The sequence below is a fragment of the Nannocystis sp. genome, assembly GCF_016714285.1.
Lineage (GTDB): Bacteria > Myxococcota_A > Polyangia > Nannocystales > Nannocystaceae > Nannocystis.
Genome location: NZ_JADJNN010000004.1, coordinates 527,732 through 550,716 on the forward strand (window position 1 = coordinate 527,732; position 22,985 = coordinate 550,716).

The 22,985-nt window shown below is 75.5% G+C and carries 11 protein-coding genes and 1 pseudogene; 4 read left to right on the top strand and 8 right to left on the bottom strand.

The features are described from left to right. Positions 1 to 55: 55 nt before the first annotated feature. Complete coding sequence (locus IPJ59_RS13205) at positions 56 to 1,717, bottom strand: PEGA domain-containing protein (RefSeq protein WP_366524585.1); 1,662 nt, start codon at positions 1,715 to 1,717, stop codon at positions 56 to 58. A 22-nt stretch (positions 1,718 to 1,739) separates the two neighbouring features. Then, positions 1,740 to 2,354, bottom strand: a pseudogene (locus IPJ59_RS37745) (serine/threonine-protein kinase); the annotation flags it as partial. A gap of 133 nt (positions 2,355 to 2,487) precedes the next feature. Here IPJ59_RS37745 and IPJ59_RS13210 point away from each other — a divergent pair. From IPJ59_RS13210 to IPJ59_RS13225, 4 genes are all read left to right on the top strand, one after another. Continuing rightward, entirely contained in the window at positions 2,488 to 3,978 is a 1,491-nt protein-coding gene (locus tag IPJ59_RS13210) for a leucyl aminopeptidase family protein (RefSeq protein ID WP_293271909.1), read from the top strand. Positions 3,979 to 3,992: 14 nt separating this feature from the next. Next, the gene (gene ung / locus IPJ59_RS13215; protein ID WP_293271911.1) at positions 3,993 to 4,679 is read left to right on the top strand and encodes a uracil-DNA glycosylase; all 687 of its coding nucleotides are present in this window, start codon (positions 3,993 to 3,995) and stop codon (positions 4,677 to 4,679) included. 898 nt (positions 4,680 to 5,577) lie between these two features. Beyond that, positions 5,578 to 5,958, top strand: coding sequence for a hypothetical protein (locus IPJ59_RS13220; RefSeq protein ID WP_293271912.1), 381 nt, complete (start codon positions 5,578 to 5,580; stop codon positions 5,956 to 5,958). 108 nt (positions 5,959 to 6,066) lie between these two features. Then, positions 6,067 to 7,656: a vWA domain-containing protein gene (locus IPJ59_RS13225; RefSeq protein ID WP_293271913.1), complete on the top strand. Its 1,590-nt coding sequence runs from the start codon at positions 6,067 to 6,069 to the stop codon at positions 7,654 to 7,656. Between the two features lie 100 nt (positions 7,657 to 7,756). Here IPJ59_RS13225 and IPJ59_RS13230 read toward each other — a convergent pair whose 3' ends face one another. The 6 genes from IPJ59_RS13230 to IPJ59_RS13255 are packed head-to-tail and all read right to left on the bottom strand — an operon-like array spanning position 7,757 to position 22,920. Continuing rightward, on the bottom strand, positions 7,757 to 8,266 hold the full coding sequence (locus IPJ59_RS13230; protein ID WP_293255112.1) for an MYXO-CTERM sorting domain-containing protein: 510 nt from the start codon (positions 8,264 to 8,266) through the stop codon (positions 7,757 to 7,759). Positions 8,267 to 8,321: 55 nt separating this feature from the next. After that, entirely contained in the window at positions 8,322 to 12,137 is a 3,816-nt protein-coding gene (locus IPJ59_RS13235) for a hypothetical protein (RefSeq protein WP_293271914.1), read from the bottom strand. Between the two features lie 8 nt (positions 12,138 to 12,145). Then, a complete protein-coding gene (locus IPJ59_RS13240) occupies positions 12,146 to 12,994 on the bottom strand; it encodes a hypothetical protein (RefSeq protein ID WP_293271915.1) in 849 nt (282 codons plus the stop codon). Further along, entirely contained in the window at positions 12,991 to 18,834 is a 5,844-nt protein-coding gene (locus IPJ59_RS13245) for a hypothetical protein (protein ID WP_293271916.1), read from the bottom strand. Before IPJ59_RS13245 ends, IPJ59_RS13240 begins: the two co-directional genes overlap by 4 nt. After that, positions 18,831 to 20,036: a hypothetical protein gene (locus tag IPJ59_RS13250; RefSeq protein ID WP_293271917.1), complete on the bottom strand. Its 1,206-nt coding sequence runs from the start codon at positions 20,034 to 20,036 to the stop codon at positions 18,831 to 18,833. The genes IPJ59_RS13245 and IPJ59_RS13250 overlap by 4 nt, the downstream gene beginning before the upstream one ends. Further along, complete coding sequence (locus IPJ59_RS13255) at positions 20,020 to 22,920, bottom strand: hypothetical protein (protein WP_293271918.1); 2,901 nt, start codon at positions 22,918 to 22,920, stop codon at positions 20,020 to 20,022. Before IPJ59_RS13255 ends, IPJ59_RS13250 begins: the two co-directional genes overlap by 17 nt. Positions 22,921 to 22,985 lie beyond the last annotated feature (65 nt).

The following is a 22,985-nucleotide window of genomic DNA, read 5'->3' on the forward strand; positions in this document are numbered from 1 at the left end:
CGGAGGGCGAGCGGGGGGTCAGCGAGAGGCCAGCGAAACGCGAGTGGAGGGCGGTCTACTTGCCGCGCTTGATCGGCATCAGCATGTCGTCGTCGTCGGGCTTGGGCTTGGGCTTGGGCTTGATCGGCGGCGGGTCGCTGACGGTGGGCGGGGGCTTCTTGGTGGGCGGGGGGGTCGTCGTCGGGCCGCGCTTGGTCGGGGGCGTGACGGCGGACCGGGGCTCGAGCGGGATCTTGAGGGTCTCGTCCTTGCCGGCGGTGACCGGGTACGTGGTGGTGTAGTTGCGGTAGCCGTCGGCCTTGACGATCAGCTGGTGCTTGCCGACGGTGAGCGGGTGGGTGATCGGCGTGACGCCGATCTCGGCGCCGTCGATGCTGACGGTGGCGGTGACGTCGTCGACGGTGAAGGTGACGAGGGCGAAGTTGGCGTCGCCGACGAGGGCCCGGATGCGGGCGGTGGCCTCGGCGTTGCCGGCGTCGGTGTCGAGCACGCTGCGGTAGATCTTGAGGGCGGAGACCTTGTCGCCGCTCTGTTCGAAGCCGCGGCCGCTGGCGAGCATGCGCGAGGTCTCGAGGCGGACGCTGAGCTCCGTGGCGCGGACCATCAGCGGCGGGTAGCGCTTGAAGTCCTCCTCGTAGGCGTCGAGCATGCGCTGGGCCTGGCTGAACTTGCCGTCGTCGACCAGGTTCTCGGCCGAGCTGAGGAGGTCGTCGAAGCGGGCCTCGCTGTCCTCGCCGTCGCCGCCGCGGGTGTCGGCGCCGCGGACGTCGTTGGCGTCCGGGGTCGGGGTCTCGTCGCCGCGGCTGGTGAACGCGAACAGGGCCAGGCAGATCACAGCGAAGCCGGCGGCGCCGCCGTAAATGATGTTGCGTCGGCGCTCGAGGGCCTGCTGTTGCTGGTTGCCGACGAGCACGACGGTGCGGCCGTCCTGGACCTGGAACACCGAGGAGTTGTCGACGGCGATGCCCTGGGCCTTGAGCTGGTCGGCGAGGGCCGCGTTGCTGAACATCGGCGGCAGGGTGCTGGGGCGGCTGTCGCGGAGCGCCCCGGCGCCCATATTGCCAGCCATATTGCCAGCCATGTTGCCAGCCATATTGCCAGCCATGTTGCCAGCCATATTGCCGGCGTTGCCGCCCATGTTGCCGCCCATGTTGTTGAGGCTCCCGCTGTTGATCGCGGGCATGACGTTGGGCGGCATGGTGGCGGACACCGAGACAGGCGCGGCGTCGCGGTCGCGGCCGAAGCTGCCGACCTGGATCTCGTGGGCGGCGAGGACGGGCTTGCTGCGCTCGCCGGTCGGGTCGCGCGGCTCCTCTTGTTGCTGCTGGGTGTCGGCGGTCTCCTCGGACTTGGGCTGGGCCCGCGGGAGGCGGAACATCGAGAAGGGGACCTGGTCGATCAGGCCCTCGACGACCTCGTTGGCGTCGCGTGGGCGACGCTCGCGGGACTTCTCCATGCAGCGGGCGATGAGGTCGAGCACGCCCTCGGGGACGCCGTGGTCGGCGGGCAGGATGTCGACCAGCGGGGTGGCCTTCTCGTGGACGTGCTTGTAGAGCACGGAGGCGTCGTTGTCGGCCTGGAAGGGCATGACGCCGGAGAGCATGAAGTAGAACAGGATGCCGACGGCGTACACGTCGACGCGCTGGTCGACCTTCTCGCCGAGGATCTGCTCCGGCGACAGGCAGGTGGGCGTGCCGAGGACGTTCTGCTTGGTGATGTCGGACGAGCCGGGAGACCAGCTTGGCGAGGCCGAAGTCGAGGATCTTGACGTAGTTGGCCCGGCCCTGGCGCTCGCAGAGCATGATGTTGGCGGGCTTGATGTCGCGGTGGATGATGCCGCGCGAGTGGGCCTCGCCGAGGCCCTTGAGCACCTGGGCGGCGATCGGGACGAAGTCGGCGAGGCCGAGGCGGGTGCGCTTGCGGACGAAGCGGTCGAGGGTGTCGCCCGAGACATTCTCCATCACGATGAAGGCGCGGCCGTCGACGCGGCCGAAGTCGTGGATGGTGACGATGTTGGGGTGCTGGAGGCTGCTGAGGCCGCGGGCCTCGCGTTCGAAGCGGGCCAGGGCCTCGGCGTCGCCGATCCAGTCGGGGGCGAGGACCTTGAGGACGACCTGGCGGTTCAGATCGATCTGGGTGGCCTGGTAGACGACCCCCATCCCGCCGCGACCGAGCCGTCGCTCGATCAGGTAGCGGCGCGCGAAGGTCTGCCCCAACAGGGGGTCTGCTTGCGGGTGGTCGTCCGTGTTGCTCATGAGGTCGCTCGGGTCGCGAATCGCGGTGGAGGCCGCTGCGAGGCCCCTGAGGGCGAGGAGAGGCGTGACGTTAACACACCTTGGCCCGCAGGGGCGCATCTTCGGCGCGGGCCGACCCTATCACGCACGGGAGTTGTCCGGGATTTTCTGCACGAAACCACGGGACTGCGGTGCAGCAGGCGGGCCTTGTGCGGCACCCAACCCCCAGGGCTCTTCGGGCATACTGCCGACCGTGCCGACCCTGAGCTTCGCCCCGAACATCGCCTCGCTCGTCCAGGATTGCCGCGCCCTCTTGGTGGTCGCGCCGGCCGGTGTGTTCGCGGCGGAGGGCTTCCCGGAGCTGTTGCCGGCGCCGCAGCAGGCGCTGCTGCTCGAGCTGGCGCGCGAGCAGAAGCCGGGCGACCTCGGGGTGGTCGCGGCGACGCTGACCGGCGCACAGGCTGCACCGGCTGCAGGGGCCGCGGTGGGGCCGCGCAAGCTGTTCACGGGGGTGCTGCCGGACCAGGGCTCGCGCTACAACTCGCCAGCGCGGGCGGAGAGCGTGCGTCGGGTGGTCGCGGGGGCCGATCTCGGGAGCACGGGCAAGGCGGGGATCGTGCTGGTGCTGACCGACGCGGCGCACCTGCTGCCGGCCGTCAACGCGGTCGGGCGGGCCATCCCGGTGTACACAGCGAAGTCCTCGCCGGCCTCGACGCTGGCGGTGCAGCTGCTCGCGCTCGACCGGTCCGGCCAGCCGATCCCGATCGGGCCGGAGGTCCTGGCGACGCTGCACGCGACGCGCACGGCGGCGGCCCTGGTCGACACGCCGCCGAGCGAGCTGCACCCGGGGGCCTTCGCGGCGCGGGTGCGGGAGGAGCTGGCGGGGCTCGCGGGCGTGGAGCTGCGCGAGATCGTGGGCGACGAGCTGCTGGTGGAGAAGCTCGGGGGCATCCACGCGGTCGGTCGCTGCGCGGTGGAACATCCACGGATGGTGGTCGCCAGCTACACGCCGAAGGCCGGCGGCGGGCGGCACGTGGCCCTGGTCGGCAAGGGCGTCACCTACGACACCGGCGGCCTCAGCATCAAGATCAGCGGGGCGATGGTGTCGATGAAGGGCGACATGGGCGGGGCGGCGGCGGTGCTCGGGGCCTTCAAGGTGCTCGCCAGCAGCGGCTGCCAGCACCGGGTGTCGCTGGTGCTGTGCATCGCCGAGAACGCGGTCGGGCCGACGGCGTACAAGCCCGACGACGTGCTGCGCATGCACTCGGGCAAGACGGTGGAGATCAACAACACCGACGCCGAGGGCCGGCTGCTGCTGGCCGACGGGGTCAGCTACGCGGCGCGGGTGCTCGGCGCCGACGTGATCCTCGACGCGGCGACGCTGACCGGGGCGCAGCTGGTGTCGACCGGGCTGCTGCACGCGGCGATCGTCAGCAACGACGAGGCGCTCGAGCAGCTGGTGATCGCGGCCGGCAAGGCGAGCGGCGACCTGGTCCATCCCCTGCCCTTCGCGCCGGAGTTCTACAAGCAGGAGTTCGAGAGCGCGGTGGCCGACATGTGCAACTCGGTGAAGAACCGGGCGAACGCGCAGTCGGCCTGCGCGGCGCAGTTCGTGTACTGGCACATCGACGACGCGCCGGTGCGCTGGTGTCACGTCGACCTGGCCGGGCCGTCGTTCCCGAAGAACCGCGGCACGGGCTTCGGCGTGGCCCTGCTGTCCGAGGTGGTGCGTCGGATCGAGTAGCAGGAGGAGGCGCGATGTATTACGGGAGCAGCTGGTCGTTGCCGGGCTCGTGGGCGTCGGTGCTCTGCGACGAGACGAGCAAGCCGTACTTCACGGAGCTGATGGAGTTCGTCAACGCGGAGCGCGAGCAGGGCGTGGTGTTCCCGTCCGAGGAGGACATGTTCCGCGCCTTCGAGCTGACACCCTTCGAGCAGGTGCGGGTGGTGCTGCTCGGGCAGGACCCGTACCACGACGAGGGCCAGGCGCACGGGCTGTGCTTCTCGGTGCTGCCCGGAACCAAGCCGCCGCCGTCGCTGGCCAACATCTTCAAGGAGCTGGAGGCCGACCAGGGCCACGCGCCGCCGGGCCACGGACACCTCGAGCGCTGGGCCTCGCAGGGGGTGCTGATGCTCAACACGGTGCTGACGGTCCGCGCCCACGCGCCTGGGTCGCACAAGAACAAGGGCTGGGAGAAGTTCACCGACGCGGTGATCAAGACCCTCGGCGCGCGCGACGAGCCGATGGTGTTCGCGCTGTGGGGGGACTTCGCGAAGAAGAAGGCGAGCCTGGTCGACCGCGAGCGCCACCGAGTGGTGTTCGCGCCGCATCCTTCGCCGATCATCGGCAAGGGGCCCAAATTCGCGGGGAGCCGGCCGTTCTCGGCGATCAATGCGGCGCTCGAGGAGCTCGGCTGCGCGGGGATTGACTGGGACCTCGGGTAGCGTTGATCGCGGTCGTGGATCGGTGCGCGTGTTGGGTGCGTGCGTGGTCGGGGATCGCGGGGCGAGCACGCGATCCACGGCGGGCGGGGCCCGGGGCAGGGTCCCTCGCGACGGCGGCGCCCCCCGCCGGGGGGGGGGGGGGGGCGCCCGCTTGTCGATCCGCGGGGAACCTTCGTCGGGACCACAACGGGCGACGCGAATGACTGGCTGTCCTTCGGGACAGCATGCCCGCGAAGTCGCTACAGGGGCGACCGAAGCTGTCCGTTGGGACAGCATGCCGCCGAACCCGCGAGCGGGCGACAGCAGCTGTCCTTCGGGACAGCATGCCCACGCACCCGCATGCGGGGCGACAGCAGCTGTCCTTCGGGACAGCATGCCCGCGAACCCGCTACCGGGGCGACAGCGTGCTGTCCTTCGGGACAGCATGCCCACGAACCCGCTACCGGGGCGACAGCAGCTGTCCTTCGGGACAGCATGCCTGCGAACCCACAAGCGGGGCGCAGACGATTTTCTCGGCGCAAGGCGGGGCGCGGCAGGGACGCAGGCGGAGGGTCCCGGCGAGGTGGGCGCGCAGGCGCGTCAACTTATCGAAGCCGACCTCGTGTGCGAATGACAGGGTGAGCACGGAGCCGACGAGCGCCGAGCACCCGCCTTGACGGGAGGCGCCGCCGTCGCGAGGGACCCTGCCCGGGCCCCGCCCGGCGTGGATCGCGTCCTCGCCCCGCGCTGCCCGGGCCCCGCCCATGATCCTCCCGAGCCCAGCCCAGCCCAGCCCAGCCCAGCCCAGCCCAGCCCAGCCCAGGAGGATCACGGACGGGGCCCCCCTGAGCTTTCGCCGCTTTCTTGGCGTGGGAGAAGGAAGGCGTTTATCCTACATCTCGCACACGGAGGAGAGACCATGGAGGAACGACGTCAAGCACGCAGTGAGAACCCCTGGATGGCCGGCGACCTGTTTTTGCAGGCGGTGGCCGAGGACCATGGGCTCGATCATCTGACCCTGGCGACCCGCGAGGGCCTGTTGCTCTCGAGCACGGGCGACCAGCACCTGAGCAACCGCCTGGCCGCGGTCGCGCCGGTGTTCGCGGAGGAGCCGGCGACCCTGCGCCCCGGCATGCTCGAGGATCTGGCCGAGGGCCAGCCGCTGCAGCTGTGGCGGGTGACGATCCGCGAGCGGACCTTCTACCTGATCGGGATCGGTTCGCCGACCGACATGCCGGAGTCGGTGCAGGGCGCGTTCGACCGCATCTTCGCCCGACCGGCGCAGCGCGTCGCCAATTGATCGCGATCGTGATCGCAAAGCAGCCTCGCAGGTGTACGCCTGCGGGGCTTTCTTGTTGTCAGGGTGCGCTGTAAGTCGGCCCGCGAGGGCGGCGTTTCGGTCGCTGCCATGCTGACCCGCCGCCCTGCCCTGCCCCTCACCCTCCTCGTCCTCGCGCTGTCCGCCTGCGCCAAGCGTGCCGGGCACTACGACCACTCGACGCGCTCGATGGCGCCGGGCATGGCGGCGGCGTACGGGCCCACGGCGGCCCCGGACGCCAGCGGCGAGGGCTACGCGGCGATCGAGGAGAACGCGTTCAAGCAGGTCGCCGACGACGCGCGCTCGACCTTCTCGGTCGACGTCGACACCGCGGCGTACAGCAACGTGCGCCGCTTCCTCGAGGACGGCAGCTTGCCGCCGGCCGACGCGGTGCGCATCGAGGAGATGCTCAACTACTTCAGCTACGCGTACGCCGAGCCGCGCGGGCCGCAGCCCTTCGCGGTGCAGACGGAGGTCGCGGCCTGCCCGTGGAACGCGCAGGCGCGGCTGGTCCAGATCGGCGTGAAGGGCCGCACGATCGCCCCGGCCGCGGTGCCGCCGCGCAACCTCGTGTTCCTGCTCGACGTGTCGGGCAGCATGATGGCCGAGGACAAACTGCCGCTGCTCAAGCGCTCGCTGACGCTGCTCGTGGCCGAGCTGCGGCCCGAGGACAGCGTGGCGATCGTCGTGTATGCGGGGGCCTCGGGGGTGGTGCTGCCGCCGACGCGGGGCAGCGAGCGCGACGCGATCGTGACGGCGCTGGGGCAGCTCGAGGCGGGCGGCTCGACCAACGGCGGGGCGGGCATCGAGCTGGCCTACGCGCTGGCGGCCCAGAGCTTCAAGGCCGGCGCGATCAACCGCGTGATCCTGGCGACCGACGGCGACTTCAACGTCGGGCCGAGCAGCCAGGGGGCGCTCGAGCGGCTGATCGAGGAGAAGCGCAAGAGCGGGGTGTTCCTGTCGGTGTTCGGCTTCGGCACCGGCAACCTGCAGGACCGGGCGATGGAGCTGCTGGCCGACAAGGGCAACGGCAACTACGCGTACATCGACAGCTTGATGGAGGCGCGCAAGGTGCTGGTGGAGCAGGCCGGCGGCACGCTGGTGACGATCGCCAAGGACGTGAAGATCCAGGTCGAGTGGAACCCGGCGCGGGTCGGGGCCTACCGGCTGATCGGCTACGAGAACCGGGTCCTGGCCCACAGCGACTTCAACGACGACAAGAAGGACGCGGGGGAGATCGGGGCGGGGCACACGGTCACGGCGCTGTACGAGGTGCTGCCGCCGGGCGCAGCGGCGCCGGGCGTCGACCCGCTCAAGTATCAGCGGGCGGTGGCGACCCCGGCGGCGGCGAGCGACGAGCTGATGCAGGTCAAGCTGCGCTTCAAGCAGCCCGAGAGCGAGACCAGCGAGCTGCTGTCCTTCGCGGTCGCGGACCGCGGCAGCAGCCTCGATGCGGCCTCCAGCGACCTGCGCTTCGCGGCCGCGGTGGCGCTGTTCGGGATGAAGCTGCGGGGCTCGAAGTACGCCGGGACGCTCGGCTATTCGGCGGTGCGTGAGCTCGCCGCGGGGGCCCTCGGGGAGGATCCGAACGGGCACCGCCGCGGGATGCTGGCGCTGGTCGATCGCGCCGCGGCGCTCAGCGGTGAGGCGACTGGCGGGCCGGCGCTACGCGCCGAGTGAGTGCTCGTGGCGACGCAGACGCAGGAACATGGCGGCGAGCAGCGTGAGCGCGCCGCGTGACTGCGCGGGCGCGGCGAGCAGGGAGCGCGCCGAGTGAGTGCTAGCGCCGACGCCGACGCAGGAGCACCGCGCCGAGCAGCATGAGCAGGCCGCCGCCGAGGCTGTTGTTGCGGTCGCTGCGGCAGGCGCAGCCGCCCTTGTCGTCGCCGGTGTTGCCGTCGCCGGTGCTGCCGCCCCCGCCGGTCTCGCCCGCCGTGGTCATCTGGCCCACGGAGGTCTCGCCTGCCGTGCCGCCGCTCTCGCCCGCCGTGCCGCCGCTCTCGCCCGCCGTGCCGCCGCCGCTCTCGCCCGCCGTGCCGCCGCTGGTGGTGACCGCCTCGGCGTTGACGCAGGTCAGGCAGGTCATCTGCGGGTCGCTGTCGCAGGGGAGGTTCTGGCAGGTGCCCGTGTAGAACTCGTCGATGGTGCTGACCTGGCACGCGGCGTCGACGGCGAGGCCGTCGCAGGCCATGTACTTGTCGGCGTCGGGGGGCACGTCCGCGTGGGCGACGGTCGGAGCGACCAGCGGGAGGACGAAGAGCGAGGAGATCAGGAGAGTTGCTAAACGCATGAAGCCGCGAGTGTAAGCGACGCGGCGATCCGGATTCCAGTCGCGGGTGCTGGTTTTACCGGCGACGCAAGGCCTTCGCCAGCCAGCCGCCCTTGGCCCGCGCGTCGAGCTCACGCATCGCCTGGGCTGCGCGGGCGTGGGAGATCCTGCGGGCGACCAGGTCACGCATGACCTCGCGGGCGCGGGCGTGGCGGCGGGCGCCGTCGAGGAAGTCGACGAAGCCCTCGAGCCAGCCGAGGATCGCCTCGCCGCGGCCGCGACGACGACGCTGGGCGAGCGCGGCCCGGTGGGTCGCATGACGCTCGTGCGCGCGGGCCCGGGCCCGCTCCTGCAGCTCCGCCTCGCCGGGCGCGGGGCGACGGACGGCGAGGGCGTGGGCGACCAGGCCCGCGTCGAGCAGGCCGGGGTCGTCGGGGCTCTCGAGGCGCAGGAGGGCGGCGCGGCGCAGCTGCGGGTCACGGGCCTGCAGCGCGGCGAGGGCCTGCTGGGCGGCGTCGAGGGCGAGCCAGCGGTACACGAAGTCGAGGCCGGTGCCCTTGATGTTCTGGGTGCCCATGGCGGCGACGCGGACCCCGGGCGGCACGGCGAGGGCGCAGCGCAGCACGACCTGGTCGCCGCTGCTGGCCGGGTCCTCGACGAGGTCGATGAGCTCGAGGAAGAGGCCGCGGTAGGCCGTGCGCAGGTGGACGTGGAACTCGTCGATCGCCGCCTCGCCGCCGCGGATCGTGCGCGCGAGGCCGGCGCGCAGGCGGCAGGCGATCGCGCTGCGGGCCAGCTGGCGCACGAAGTGGGCGGCGACGCTGGCGAAGCTGGCGGGCTCGTCGACCTCGGGCGGGTCGCGCAGCTCGAGCACGGGCGCCGCGGCGAGGGCCGCCTCGATCCACGCGCCGAGGTCCGCCTGAACGGCGGCGAGGGTCGGCGCCAGCGCCAGCTCGCCGATCCCGTCGCCGAGGGCCGGCGCCAGCGCCAGCTCGCCGATCCGGTCGCCGCGCAGCCACGGCGCGCTGCGCTCCTCGGCCGCGGCGAGGGTCGCCTCCGGCAGCGCCCGCCCGGCCCCGCGGGCGAAGATCTCGAGCTGCTGCGCCAGCGCTCCCGGCTCGCCGGGCACGATCCGGAGCCGTCGCAGCAGCTCATCGAGGCGCCGCGCCGCGGCCACTTCACCGGCTGTCCCGAGGGACAGGTCCTCGCGGCGCAGCACGACCTGGCGGGCGAGGAATTCGTCGAGCGCGTCGCGGATGTAGCCGAGCAGGCCGTGGGTGTTGCTGCCGATCAGCACGTGACGGTCGGCGGCGGCGTCCTCGACGAGCACGCGGGCGAACACCTGCGAGCGGCCGACGCGGTCGTCGCGGTTGTTGACCACCGTGATGAGGTAGTGGTCGGGCTCGGCGGCGAGGTCCTGGGTGGCGCAGCCGGTGCGGCGCCAGTTGGACAGGAAGCCGGTGCGCTCGTTGGCCGAGCAGCCGTTGATGAACTCGAGCAGGCGGCCGCGCACGCGGGCCGGGCCGAAGCGCTTGAGCACGCCGAGGTCCGGGACCACGTGCTCGGCCATCGTCACGATCGCGAGGTCGGGATCGAGGCCGAGCTCCACCGCGAGGCGGGCGACGAGGGCGACGTTGCGGGGGTGCTCCTCGTAGGGGAACAGGGCCAGCAGGTCGGCGGGCAGCAGCTCGCCGGCGAGGGCGGGCAGCTCGATGACGCGGGTGCGCTGGCGTCCGGCCTCGGCGCGCAGCAGCGGCAGGAAGTTCAGCTCCGAGGTGATGAGGGTCGCGTCGGTCGGCACGAAGCCGGCGATCACAGCGGCGACGTCGACGCCCGCGGGGCCCTGGATGTCCTCGTGATCGGGGTAGGCGTTGGTGATCGTCGAGAGGTCGTCGCGCATCCAGGCGCGCTGGAGGATCTGCACGTAGGCGGGGGACAGCGCCATGCACTCCCACAGGAACACCTCGCTGCCGAGCGCACGGGCGAGGTGCAGCAGGGTGCGCTGCTCCCAGATCGTCGCCTTGCCCTGCGGGCGAAAGCTGTAGATCTCGCGGGCGGGGCCGCCGGGCGGGGCGTGGATGAACATCGCCTCGCAGCCGGTGGTCTTGGCGAACACGCGGTGGCCGAGCCCGTGCAGCAGGCCGGCCTTGAGCCGCTCGGTGCCCGACTTGCCGCGCGTGCCCCAGCCGCCGATCACCAGCGGGATCGCGGCCCGGTCGCGGGCGATGCCGCGGCTGCGCAGGTACGCCGCGAGCAGGCCCAGCGCCGCGACGCCGGCCAGGAACAGCGCCAGCGCCTGCTGGCTGTTGCTGCTCACGCTGATGAAGTAGGGCGCGTGCAGCCACAGCCAGTCGAGCAGGTCGGGGCTCAGCAGCACGGCCGCGTGGGCTGCGGGGGCAACGGGGCCAACGGGGCCAACGGGGCCAACCGACGGGCTACCAGGGCCAGCGGAGTCAACGGGGCCAACGGGGCCAACGGGGCCACTCGGCGGGCCTGGGCGTGGGTCCGTTGGCGGGCCGATCGCAGCGGTCCGCGGGACCGCGACCCCGCCGGGGAACAGCGCGCGCAGCTGCAGCGGCAGCGGGCGACGAGCTGGCCCTTGGGACATGTCAGTGGTGGCTGTCCCCGGGGACAGCCCGGGCGTGGGGTGCGGGGCGAAGCGCAGCTCGACGCCGAAGCTGGCGCGCAGGGCCGCCGCGTAGCGGCCGCGCTGGGCCCGCTCGCCGCTGGCGAGGCACTCGTCGCGCAGGGCCGCGAGCCAGGCGTAGTGCAGCTGCAGGCGGGCGCGCGCGGCCAGGCGCCCCGGCAGACCGACGCACCAGCGCAGGCTGGTGACGCCGTGGCTGCTAAACAGCAGGATCGGGCGGGCGCGCAGGAGCGGCATGCCGAGGATGTCGTCGACGGTCGGGAGGTGGCGACCCCAGCCGCCCTCGCGCTCGCAGTGCACCGGCTCGCCCGGGACGCCGGTGGCGGTGACCTCGTGCAGCCGGCCGGAGTGGGCGCGCAGGGCCCCGCGGAGCACGCGACCGCGGGTGTGCGAGTGGGCCTGGCGCTTGTTCGCGGAGGGCGTGCGCAGCTCGTGCAGCAGGCGCCACAGGCGGCCGCGCCAGCGGTCGCCGCGGCGGATCGTCAGGCGATCGCGGGCGAGGTCGACGTCGACGCCCCAGTCGTCGCGCGTGAGGGCGGCGAGGATCCGCCCGAACCAGCGGGCGTCACCCGGCGGCGGCAGGTCGGCGCGGCGCAGCGCGACCCGCCGGGTCCCGCCGGGCCGGGTCGCCGCCAGCTCCGTCGCCAACAGCCGGGTCCAGGCGGCGCGCGCTGGATCGTCGATGCAGTCGATCGCCTCGAGCGCGGCGGCGGCGGCCTCGTGCAGCGCCGGCGAACGATCGTCGCGCGCGGCCAGCCGCGTCAGCGCCGCGACCAGGGCCGCCCCGCCCTGCTCGCCCGCCGCGGCGCAGGCGACCTGCAGCACGAGCTCGGATGTCTCTTCGGACAGGCTGCGCAGGAGCAGGAGCTCGGCCGCCGGACCGCCCGCCGCGGCCAGCAGCGCCGCCGCCCGGACCGCCGGCGCCGGCTCGCGCGCGGGGTCGGCGAGGGTCGCCAGCATCCGCACGACCCGCGGCCCCGGCGGCGACCACGAGCCGGCGGCGCGGGCCAGACCGACGCGCACGTGCTCGCTGGGATCGCCGCGCGCGGCGGCCTCGGCCAGCAGCGCGAGCGCCTCGTCGTGGTGACGCCCGCCGGCCTGCTGCGCCAGCCAGTCGACGACGAGGCGGCGCAGCAGGAAGCCGCCCCGCCCGAGGAAGCGCGGCTCGCCGGGCGGGGGCGCGATCGCCTGGCCCTTCGGACAGATCGGTGGCGGGCTCGCCGGGCCCTGGCGCCGCGCGATCACCTGGCCCTTCAGACAGATCGCGCGGGTCCCCTTGCGGGCGCGGGTTCACATGGCCCTTCGGCCAGGTCGCCCACAGAGCCATCACCTGTCCTTCCAGACAGGTCGTGCGGCGCCCGCAGGATCGCCGCGCCCAGGCGCGAGCCCGCGGCCGGGGCGACCGCGACGAGCACCACCAGGGCGGCCGCCTGGACCCACGGGTGCTCGTCGGGGTCGTGCACGCGGGCGTCCATCGCCGTGGCGATCGCGGCGTCGGGGTCGGCCGGGCCGAGCGCCTCGCACACGCGCTGCAGGGCCGTGAGCGCCGCGAGGCGCAGGGTGAAGCGCGGGCGCCAGCCGGGCTGCGGCAGGGCCTGCGCGCACAGCAGCGCGGGCAGGCCGGCGCGGCGGAGGATCGGCCCGGCGCTCGGCTCACTGGCGAGGGCCGCCGGGGCGTTGCCGATCAGCGCGAGGGTCAGCTCGACCTGCGTCTCGAGCTCGTCGAGCTCGCCGGCGAAGCGCTCGCGGATCGCCTCGAGGTCGAGGTCGCGTCGCAGCGCCCGCAGGTCGCCGCGTCGACGCCCGCGCGGCTTGACCTCGCGGCGGATCGCCCGCGCGAGCGCCTGCCGGCGGCCGGCGGCGTCCGGGGCGGCGTGGACCTCGACCTCGATCGCGGCCAGGCGGCGCTGGGCCGCCGCGTGCTCGTCGCGCAGCCCGGCGACCACCCGCGGGGCGGCGGCCACCAGCCCGCCGAGCCCGGGCCTGGCGCCCGCCGCGGCCATGCGCCCGGCCAGCGCCGCGATCGCCGGCCCGCGCAGGCGCGCCGTCAGCGGGCTCTGCTGGGCCCGGATCGCGGCCGCGATCAGCTCCGTCTCGCTCACCGCGAGCCCCCCTCGCCGGTCCACAGGCGGTGCTCACGAACTGGCCGGAAGGACAGGTCCAGGGGGCCATAGTCTCGCAGCGCCCGACCGAACACCAGGTCGACGCGCAGCCAGGCCTGGAAGACGTTGCGTAGCGGGAACGGGGCGGCCGCGTAGAGCGTGTCGCTGGCCCCGAGGACCACGCGGGCGGCCTGCCCGGTCCAGATCGCCAGCCCGATCGCGGCGGCCAGGCGGCTCTGCACGAAGCTGCTGCGACGGTCCGCGTCGCGCAGGCGCAGCGAGGCCTCGTAGGTGAGCGCGAACTCCGGGACCACCCGACGGACCAGCGCCACCGCCCCGAGCAGCCCGCCGCGCAGGTTCCACTGGTCGAGCCCGCGGAAGTCGGAGTTTGGCACGAGGTCGGTAGCGACGAACACGCGGGCGTCCTGCAGCGGCTGCCAGCGCGCCTCGAAGCCGGGCCGCAGGGCGAAGGGGTGGGCCGCCGCGTAGGGCGTGAAGATCTGCGGGTGCACCGGCGCGACAGCGGCCTGCGCCGGCGTCAGTGACACGTGGCGGTAGCTCAGGCCCAGCGAGGGCAGCACCTGCCAGCGCGGCGCGACCCAGGTCAGGCGGTCGACGTACAGCTCAGCCCCGGCTGTCCACGCCTGCCTGTCGGCGAAGGCCTGCGTGAGCCCGACCCCCGCGAGCCGCGTGCGCAGGCCGACCCGCGGGAACACGGCCTGCAGCGCCAGACCGCCGCCGCCGGCCGGAGCAGTGCCCTCGCGGGTGCGCAGCTCGGGCGTCGCGGCGATCCACAGCCGGCGCGCGAGCAACTCGCGGGCGTAGCCGAGGCGCGTGCGGGTGCCGGCGCGCGGGCGCAGGTCGTCGCTCTGCTCGAGGTCGTCGACCCCGCCGCGCAGCTCGGCCCAGACCGTGCCGAAGCGCCGCGGCAGCGGCGGCGAGGCGATCGGCGGCAACGCGGCCGGCGGCAGGCCGATCGGCGCGACGGTGTCGACCAGCAGGCCGAGATCGAGGGTGCGGATCGGCGGCCGCGGCACGGGCGTCGGCTCGCCGTCGAGGCGCTGCTGCAGGCGCACGAGCACCGCGCCGCTCGTTGGTTGCAGCAGCACGCGCTGCGGCCCGGCCTCGGGCAGGTTGAACAGCGCGCTGCGGGCCGCGCCGGCGCGGATCGTCCGCGAGCTCTCGACCTGGGCCCGCGGATCTTCCGCGGCCTCGACGGTGATCACGCCGCGCGGCACGAAGGGTCCGTCGCCCTCGGCGATCGACACCTGCACGGTGGTCGGCGCCGCCGGGCCGCCGCGGCCGATCAGCGCGCGGGCCTCGATCGCCACCATGGTCGGCCCCAGCACCACGACCTCGGCCGGACTGCGGGCCCGGGCCACGCGCCAGCGCGTCGGTCGCAGGCTGCCGACCGGACCGAGCTCGTCGCGCAGGCGCACCGAGCACAGCTGGCCGCGGCTGGCCGCGTCGAGCCCGACCTCGAGGCGGTGACCACCCGCGGGCACCGCCTCGATCGCCGCGCCGCCGACCACCTCGACCGCGACCGGCTCGTCGATCACGACGGCCCCGTCGAGCACCACCCGCACCCGCGGCGGACCTGCGCCCGCGAGGTCCGGGCGCACCGTCTGACACCACAGGTCGACCGCCAGCGGGCCCGCGGCCGCGCGCTGCAGCTCCAGCACCGTCGCGTAGCCCGGCCGCAGCAGGGTCGCGTCCTGCGGGTCCCACGGCGTCACCATCAGCGCCTGCCGCACCGCGGCGTTCGGGCTCGGCAAGCTCGGCAGGCGCGGGACCTGCAGCGCCTCGCTGCCCGCGTCGCGCTCGCTGCCGCCGACCCGCGACCACCGACTGCGGGTCGCCGCGACCGTCGCCAGCCGCTGCAGCGCCGGCGTGCGCACCAGCGGTTGCAGCGACAGCGCCAGCCCGTACGCCAGCCCCGCCCCGTCGGCCGTCGGCGCCTCGGCGTCGAGCACCGTGAGGTAGCTGCGCACGCCGCGAAGCCCGGCCTGCCACAGGCCCGCGCGCATCGCCAGCCGCGCCCACACCCGCGCCGCCGCGCCCGGCTGGGCCTGCGCGTCGAGCCAGCTGGCGCGCAGCGCCGCCGCGGCCACCAGCGCCCCGGACTCCGCGGACCACGAGCCTGTCCCTCCGGACAGCTCGCCCGCGCCGGCCGCTGCGGGCCCGCCGGGCGCGGTCTCCGGGCCTGTCCCTCTGGAGCTGTCCCGAGAGCCACTACCGCCTGTCCCTCCGGACCTGTCCCGAGAGCCATCACCGCCTGTCCCTCCGGACCTGTCCTCCGAGCCATCACCGCCTGTCCCCTCGGGGCTGTCCCGAGCGCCGTCCTTCCCGCCTGTCCCTCCGGACCTGTCCCCGGGGCCAGCCTCGGCGAGCCCGCGCCAGCGCGGCTCGCTGTCGAGGCCGAGGCGATCGAGCGCGCGCAGGCCCGCCGCCGGGCCGTCCGCGCGGGCCGCCGCGATCGCGGGCAAGAGCCGGTCGCGGCGCGCCCGATCGGGGCCGATCGCCGCGGCCAGGGCCGGCTCGACGAGCGCCGGACCCGGGATCGCGAGGTCGATGCTGTCGGGGGCGTCGAGCGCGTCGAGGCGCTCCGCCAGCGCGGTCGCCCGGACGGTCAGCGGCCGCGAGAGCGGCCCGCCCGCGGTCACCTCGCGCCAGTCGACCAGCGCGTAGCCAGGCTGGTCGAGGTCGAGGAGCAGCTCGGCGCGGTCGAGGCGCAGCCCGATGTCCGCGGGCGCCTGCACGATCGCCGCGCTGAGCTGCGCGAGCCGATCGATCGGCAGCTCGTCGCGCGCCCGCGAGGCGGACGTCGCCGCCGGCTCGTCGTCGCCGCGGGTCGCCCGGATCGACGCCGCGATCGCCAGCTGCGGCGCACCCTCGGCGACGCGCACCCGCAGCGTGCGCGTGTCCGGGCCGATCGGGACGACGATCGTCGCCCGCCCGCCGACCCCCGCCGGCGCGTCGACTGGCACCACCTCGGGCGCCTGCGCCGGCAGCCACAGGTCGACCGCCCGCTCGTCACCGTCGTCGCGCGCCAGGTACACCCGCGCCGCCTGCGGGGCCGTCCTGTCACCGACCGCCCGCAGCTCGACCCGCACGAAGCCCGGCTCAGCCCCCGCCGGCAACAGGAAGCGCAGCGCCGACCCCCCCGCCGCGGGCCACATGCGCAGCAGGTGGGCGTCGGGCGGCCCGCCCTCGGCCGGCGGCAGCGACGACCACAGCCGCGTCCCCGCCGGCGCCGTCATCCGCACCCGGTGCGACCCCGTCGGCAGCGCGGCCCGCCACGTCTCGAGCCCCGCCAGCGCGACCCCGTGCCACACGCGGGCGCCGACCGCCAGCGACAGCCCCGCCGCGCCCAGCACCCCGCGCGCCGGCGAATCACCTGTCCCTCCGGACAGCTCCTCCGCGCCTGTCCCTCCGGACAGCTCCGAGCCCCCGGCCACGTCCATCGCCCCCTGATAGCCCCGCCCGTCGCTCGCGCGGTTACCTGTCCCTTCGACCAGGCCTGTCTCGCCGCCGCCCGCCCCGCCCACGTCCGCTTCGGCCAGCGCTCCCTCCCCGCCTGTCCCTTCGGCCAGCTTCACATACATGCGCAGCAGCGCCGCCCGCCCGGGCATCGGCGGCGCGACCAGGGTCCGCTCCAGCCCGACCGGCCAGCGCCACAGCGCGCGGGTGCCCGGCGCCCGGTCGTCGCTCGGGGTCCACGGCTCGATCCACGTCCACGCCGCGCCGCCGGACTCATCGGCCCGCAGCGCGGCCCAGCGGGTGCCCGCGCGCCAGTGGTCGCGATAGGCCGCGCGCAGCCGCGGGTCGAGCGGCGCGCGGCGACGGGCCAGCTCGAGCAGCGCCACCGCCGGGCTGCGCAGCGCCACCGCCGGACCGCCGATCTGCCGGGCCAGGCGCTCGAGCAATTCGACCGGCGCCTCCGCCGGGCGCGGCCCGACCAGCGTCCGCGCGAGCGCGGCTTCACCTGTCCCTTCGAGCAGGTCGAGGCCGCGCTGGCGGGCCCGCCACGCCAGCGCCCCGGCCGGGGCCCGCCGCGCCCGACGAGCCAGCGTCCGCGCCAGATCGACGCGCGCCGCGAGCTCCAGCCCCTCGGCCTCGGCGGCCAGGCAGCTGCGCGCGAGGGCGAGGGCCGGGCTCGCCTCGCCGCCGCGCAGCTGCGGCGCCGGACGCCCCTCGACCGCGGCCAGCAGCGCGTCGACCAGCCCGGCCCGCGGCGACGCGCTGGCGGCGAGCGCCCGCCGTCCGCCGCGCAGCAGCGCCGCGACGTCCTCGCGTCGCAGCAGCCCGGCCAGCCGCTCGTTGCGCTGACCGACCCGCAGCAGCAGCACCGCGTCGGCGCCGTCGAGCTCGATCGTATAGTCGTGACTGCCCGGCGCCAGGGCCACCTGCAGCGCCGCCCGCGGGCCCACCGGCGCGCCCACGGCCGCCGCGAGGCGCAGCCCCATCGCCAGCTCCGGCGCATCGCCGTCCGCCGCCCCGCCGCCGAAGTCGCTGTCCTCCGCACCGCCACCGCCCGCCGCCCACCTGCGCGCCGGCGCCACCCCGCGTGAGCCCGCCGCCCCCTCGCCGCCGTCGCCGCTCACACCTGTCCCTTGGGACACCCCGCTTGGCGCCCCGCCACCTGTCCCTTGGGACACCCCGCTCCGCGCCCCGCCACCTATCCCTTGGGACACCCCGCTTGGCGCCCCGCCACCTGTCCCTTCAGACACCCCGACCGCAGCGGCCTCGGGGCCCAGCTCGCCCTCCTCGCGCCCGACCACCGGCCGCCGCAGCGCCGCGCTGCCCAGGCGTCGCCCGGCCGCGTGCACGCGCAGCGCCCCGTCCGTGCCAGCGCCGACGCTGCGCGCCTCGATCCACAGCACGCCTGGCCCGGTCAGCGTCCACACCGCGCGCCGCTCCCCGCGGACCCGCTGCCAGCCTGGCAGCTCGGGCAAGGGCGTCGCGTCCGCCAGCGCCCGCGGCCGCCGCTCGAGCGCGAAGGCCGGGCGGATCGGCCGGCGCAGCGCGTCGATCCGCTGCACCGCCGCCGCCGCGCGCCAGGCCGCCACCGCCTGGCGCAGCGGCTCGTCCATGGGGTCGAGGCGGCCGATCTCCGCCGCGATCTCGGCGTCGGCGAGCAGCTCGCGGCGGGCCTCCTCGGCGCCGTGCACCGCCGGCAGCGGCGGCACCGGCCCGCCCTCGTCGACCCACGCCAGCGCCGCCGCGATCGCGTGCTCCCAGATCAGATCGCCGGTCCGCGGCTGGACCGTCTCGAGCACCACCTGCTGCTCGCGCGCCGCCGCCACCAGCCAGTACGAGGGCCCGCCGGGCGGCTGCTCCAAGAGCCATGTCCCCGGGGACAGCTTCGCCGGCTGCTCCTCGGCCGCCGTCCACGCCGCGCCCGCCTCCCCGCTGACCCGCAAGAAGCGCAGCTCCGCGTCGGCGCCCGCGGCCAGGCGCACGCGCGCGGTCCCCAGCGCCTCGAGACGCAGCATCACCGCCGTGCGCGGCCCGATCCGCACCGGCCCGCGCAGCTGGGCGCCCGACGGCGCCGCCAAGGCCGCGAGCTCGCGCAGCGCCGCCGGCACGCCGACCGCCGTGACCGCGACCGGGTGCTGCACCCACGCCGGCTGCCACGCGTACGCGGCCCGCCGCTCGCTGTCCTCGAGGACAGCCGCGGCCCGCCGCGTCCGCGGCCCGCCCTCGTCGGCCCGCGCCACCCCGGCGAGCACGACCAGCCCCGCCGCGACGAGCAGCGCCAGCCCCCGCGCGCGCGCAGGACCCTGCGACCCGGCCTCCGGCGCGAGCCGACGCGCAGCGCGTGCGGGCGAGGAGATCACGGCCTGCCTGTCGGGGGGTCGACGCGCAGCGCGTCCGCGAATTGAGCCCGCGCCGCCGGGTCGTCGCGCAGCCGCTGACGCAGCGCCGCCGACATCTCGAGGTGCACGAAGCTCGCGCCCTCGCGCTGCTGCACCGCCCGCCCCTGCACGTTGGTGGTCGCGCCCAGGCGATCGGTGTCGACCGGGAACAGCCCCACCGCGACCCCGAGCCCCTGCGCGAGCCGCTGCGCCACCACCCGGCTGCGCGGCGTCGCGGCCTCGGCACGCCCGCCGCTGACGATCGCCGCCGGCATCGCCCCGGCCTCCGCCTCGTCGTCGCCGAATCCATGCAGCTGCACCACCTCGACCCCCGGCAGCGACTCCACCGCCGCCGCCGTCGCCACCGCCAGCAAGTGCCCCGGGCTGTGACACGGGTCGGCCGGGCTCTCGGCCTGCCGCCGCTTGACCCCGTCGGCCCCGAGGTAGCGGTGCACCGTGTTGACGAACAGCGCCCGCGGCCAGCCCCGACCGGCGACGAACAGCTCGAGGGCGATGCGCTCGGTCCCGAGGTCGAAGAAGCCGTGCGGCGCCTCGAGGATCACCGCCGAGCTCGCGCGCGCCTCGGCCCGCACCAGGTACGCCCCGCCGCCGCCCCGCCGCTCCGCCAACTCGCGCGCCGCGAGGTAGCGCTGGCCCGCGATCGTCCAGCCCTCGACCACGAAGCCGGCCGCGCGGGCCGCCTCCGCGAGGGCCGCGGGCGCCGGCGACGGCTCGGCCAGCATGCCCCGGATCAGCGCCGCCACGGCCGCCTGCTGGGCCGCGTCAGGCGCGAGGTAGGCCCGCGGCGGCGGATCGGGCCACAGCCGCCGCCGCGCCTCGGCGAGGTCGATCGCCACGAACTCGCCATCCTCCACTGGCCCCGCCCCGACCCCCACCTCGGCCCCCGCCGCGACGGCCGGCGGCGGCGCGCTCAGGCCCGGCTGCGGCGCGCAACAGCCGGTCGCCAGCGCCGCGAGCATCGCCCACGCGCCCGCGCGGTCGCCTGTCCCTCCAGACATCCCGTGCCCACCTGTCCTTGCAGACACACAACCTGTCCCTTCAGACATCCCGCGCTCACCTGTCCATTCAGACATCCAACCTGTCCCTTCAGACATCCCCGCGCCCTCGACGACCGGCGGCGGGCGCCCGGCGGCGCCACGGCTGCGTTCACTCCTCCTCGTCATCGCTGTCCTCCAGGCTGACGCCATCACGGCGCTCGTTCCATTGCAAGGCGCCGCCGCGGACATCCGCCACGCCGACGCGGAAGAAGCGGAGCCAGGTCGCAGGCCCGCCGATCGCCGTGATCTTGATCGTGTGCCGCCCCGGCGCGAGGTCGTCGCCGAGCGCCACCGCGACCCGCGCGACCCCTGCCGTCGCCACGCCGCGGCGGTCGGGCAGCACCACCTCGACCCGCCGGGTCGGCAGCGCCCGCAACACCCGGCTGCCCGCCGTGACCCCCTGCACGGTCGACCCCTCGCGCCGCCGCGGCTGCCCGCCGTCGATCTCCACCCGCAGCGTCGTCGGCTCGCCCGGGGGCCCGCCGATCCAGTACAGCACCGCGTTGACGACCACCGGCGCAGCGTCGGGCTTCTCGATCGTCAACCCGAGCCCGCCGGGGCCGAGCCGGTGGAGTTGGCGGTGCTCGTAGAGCGGCGCCCCGCTGCGCCCGCCCGGCGGACGATCGACCAGCACCAGCAGATCGTCCGGCCCCTCGCTCCACCGCAGCTCGACCGCCCCGCGACCCGGCAACGGCCGCCGCCCCTCGCGCGCGCTGATCGTCCAGCGCAGGGCCTGCCCCCCGAGCGCCAGCGCCATGCTCGCCCCGACCACCGCGCTCCCCGACCCGGTCGCCTGATACCACGCCCGCGCCGGCCGCGGCCCGCCCGCCCCGAGATCGATCACCTCGGCGCTGCCGCGACGCAGACGCATGTACGTGCCCGGACCCCAGTGCGCCAGCGTCTCGCCGCGCCGCTCCGCCGGTACCCGCTCCAGCAGCCGCCACCTGGCGCGCCCGCCCCGCGGGTGCTGGGCCCGCCACTGCGAGCGCTCACCCTCCACCGCCACGGCCGGCTCGGCCCGCACCTGCGCCTGCAACAGCATCAGCTCGCCCGCGGCCACGCGCGCCGCGTGATCGTCGGCCCGCCGGGGAAACCCCCGCGGCGCCGCCCGGGCCACGTAGCGCCAGCGCAGCGCCGGATCTTCGACCTGGTCATAAGGCCAGGTGTAACGCGGCCCCAGGTCGCTCGCCAGCGCCGGCGCCGGCAGCCGCCCGTGCACCGCCAGCAGCGACGGCGCCACACTCCACAGCTGCACGCCGGCCGCCCCGAGCGGCGCCAGCAGGCGCAGCCGCGCCGGCTCCGACACCGCGAGCTCCGCGAGCGCAAAGCCAGCCACCCCCACCGCGCCAGACCTGTCCTCCGGGACAGCCTCCCGCACCGGGCGCAGCCGATCGAACGGCGCCGGCACGCCCGTCGCCGTCAGCGTCGCCCCGCTGGCCAGGGTCCGCCCCTCGCCGTCGACGAAGCGGTAGTGCAGCTCCACCGGGGCCATCGTGGCGAGCGCCCGCAGCTCGACCTCGAGCAGGCGCGCGTCGACATCCCCGGCCGCCTGCAGCGCGAAGGCCAGCGGCGCCGAGCCCGGCCCGCCGCGGTACAGCGGCAAGCTCCGCAGGTCGACCGGCACGAAGGCCCGCCCGGCGTCGTCGCGGTGCTGCGCGTGCACATCGGGCCCAGCGTGCCGCTCCACCGCGTCGGCCCGCAGCTGCACCGCCACCGCCGGCAGCTCCGTGTGCAGCTCGATGGTCCACCAGCCCGGCCCGAGCGCGATCGCCTCGCGCACCCGCTCGTTGCCCGCCAGGCCCAATGTCCGCCGCTCCTCGACGGCCTCACCCGCACCGGCCGCCAAACTGTCCCCCAGGACTGCCTCTCCAGACCTGTCCCTCGGGCCAGCCTCCCCTGACCTGTCCCCAAAGCCAGCCTCCCCAGACCTGTCCCCAATGCCAGCCTCTCCAGACCTGTCCCTCGGGCCAGCCTCTCCAGACCTGTCCCCAAAGCCAGCCTCTCCAGACCTGTCCCCCAGGCCAGCCGCCTCCGCCAGGCTCGCCGCCGTCGGCCCCGCCGAGATCCGCCGCATCCGCAGCTCGATCGCCCCCGCCGTCACCTGTCCGATCGGCCAGGCGTGCAGCTCGAGCGCGCCAGGCCCGACCACCTGCAGCGCGACCGGCTGCCCGCGCCCGATCGTCAGGCTCGGCTCCACCGGCGGCGGTGCCACGGGCGGATGCGGCGGCGCCAGGTAGATGCTGCGCACCTCGTAGTCGACCCCCGCGCGGCCCTCCGCCGCCAGCCGCTCCCACGCGCTCGCCAGCCGCTGCAGCTGCTGACCCTCGGGCAGCGCGTACCACGGCAAGTACGTCGCCGCCGCCAGCCGCCGCACGCCCGCGTCGCCGGCCAGCGCCAGCCGCCGCAGCTCGGTCTCCGCCGGGTCGACCGCGATCCGTCGATATGCTCGCACCAGCGCGGTCGGCCCCGCGATCGCCGTCGCGATCTCCGCCGCGTCGTCCGCCAGCAGCCCGGCCTCGTCCGCCAGACGCAGCTCGAGCACCGCACCCACCGGCGCCGCCGGCACGCTCAGCTCGACGCTCACGCTGTCCGACAGCTCGAGGCGCCCCTCCGGCGCCACCGCGGCCTCGTAGTTCCAGCCCTCGCCACTGCCCGCGTCGCGGGTCTGGCGGGTCCGCTCCGTCAACGTCCGTTCCCACAGCGGCTCGCCCGCGCCGGTCCGCAGCGTCGCCACCACCCCGAAGCGGTAGCGGCCCTCCGGCGCCGCCTGCGTCAGCGCCTGCGGCAGCTCCAGGTGCACGAACAGGTGCACCTCCTCCGGTCCGCCCGGCAGGCGGAAGCGCGGCCCGCTCGCGCGGGTGAGCTGGTACACCACGACCCGGTCGGCCTGCGCCAGCTTGCCGCCGCCCAGCGCCTCGCTCGCGTCGCCGTCGACCAGCGTGCGCGTCGCCTGGGCCACGCCCACGAGCGCCAGCAGCAAGGTCGGCAGCGCGAGCACCCGCGTCTTCATCGCGTCGCCTCCCCGCGGCTCGGCCACCGCACGCTCCACCGCGACGACGTCGCCGCGCCTGGCTG

Bases quoted from the DNA above. Each gene is read 5' to 3' on its own strand.
- ung (WP_293271911.1), top strand. From the start codon at position 3,993: ATGTATTACGGGAGCAGCTGGTCGTTGCCGGGCTCGTGGGCGTCGGTG.
- IPJ59_RS13220 (WP_293271912.1), top strand. From the start codon at position 5,578: ATGGAGGAACGACGTCAAGCACGCAGTGAGAACCCCTGGATGGCCGGC.
- IPJ59_RS13225 (WP_293271913.1), top strand. From the start codon at position 6,067: ATGCTGACCCGCCGCCCTGCCCTGCCCCTCACCCTCCTCGTCCTCGCG.
- IPJ59_RS13230 (WP_293255112.1), bottom strand. From the start codon at position 8,266: ATGCGTTTAGCAACTCTCCTGATCTCCTCGCTCTTCGTCCTCCCGCTG.
- IPJ59_RS13250 (WP_293271917.1), bottom strand. From the start codon at position 20,036: ATGACGAGGAGGAGTGAACGCAGCCGTGGCGCCGCCGGGCGCCCGCCG.
- IPJ59_RS13255 (WP_293271918.1), bottom strand. From the start codon at position 22,920: ATGAAGACGCGGGTGCTCGCGCTGCCGACCTTGCTGCTGGCGCTCGTG.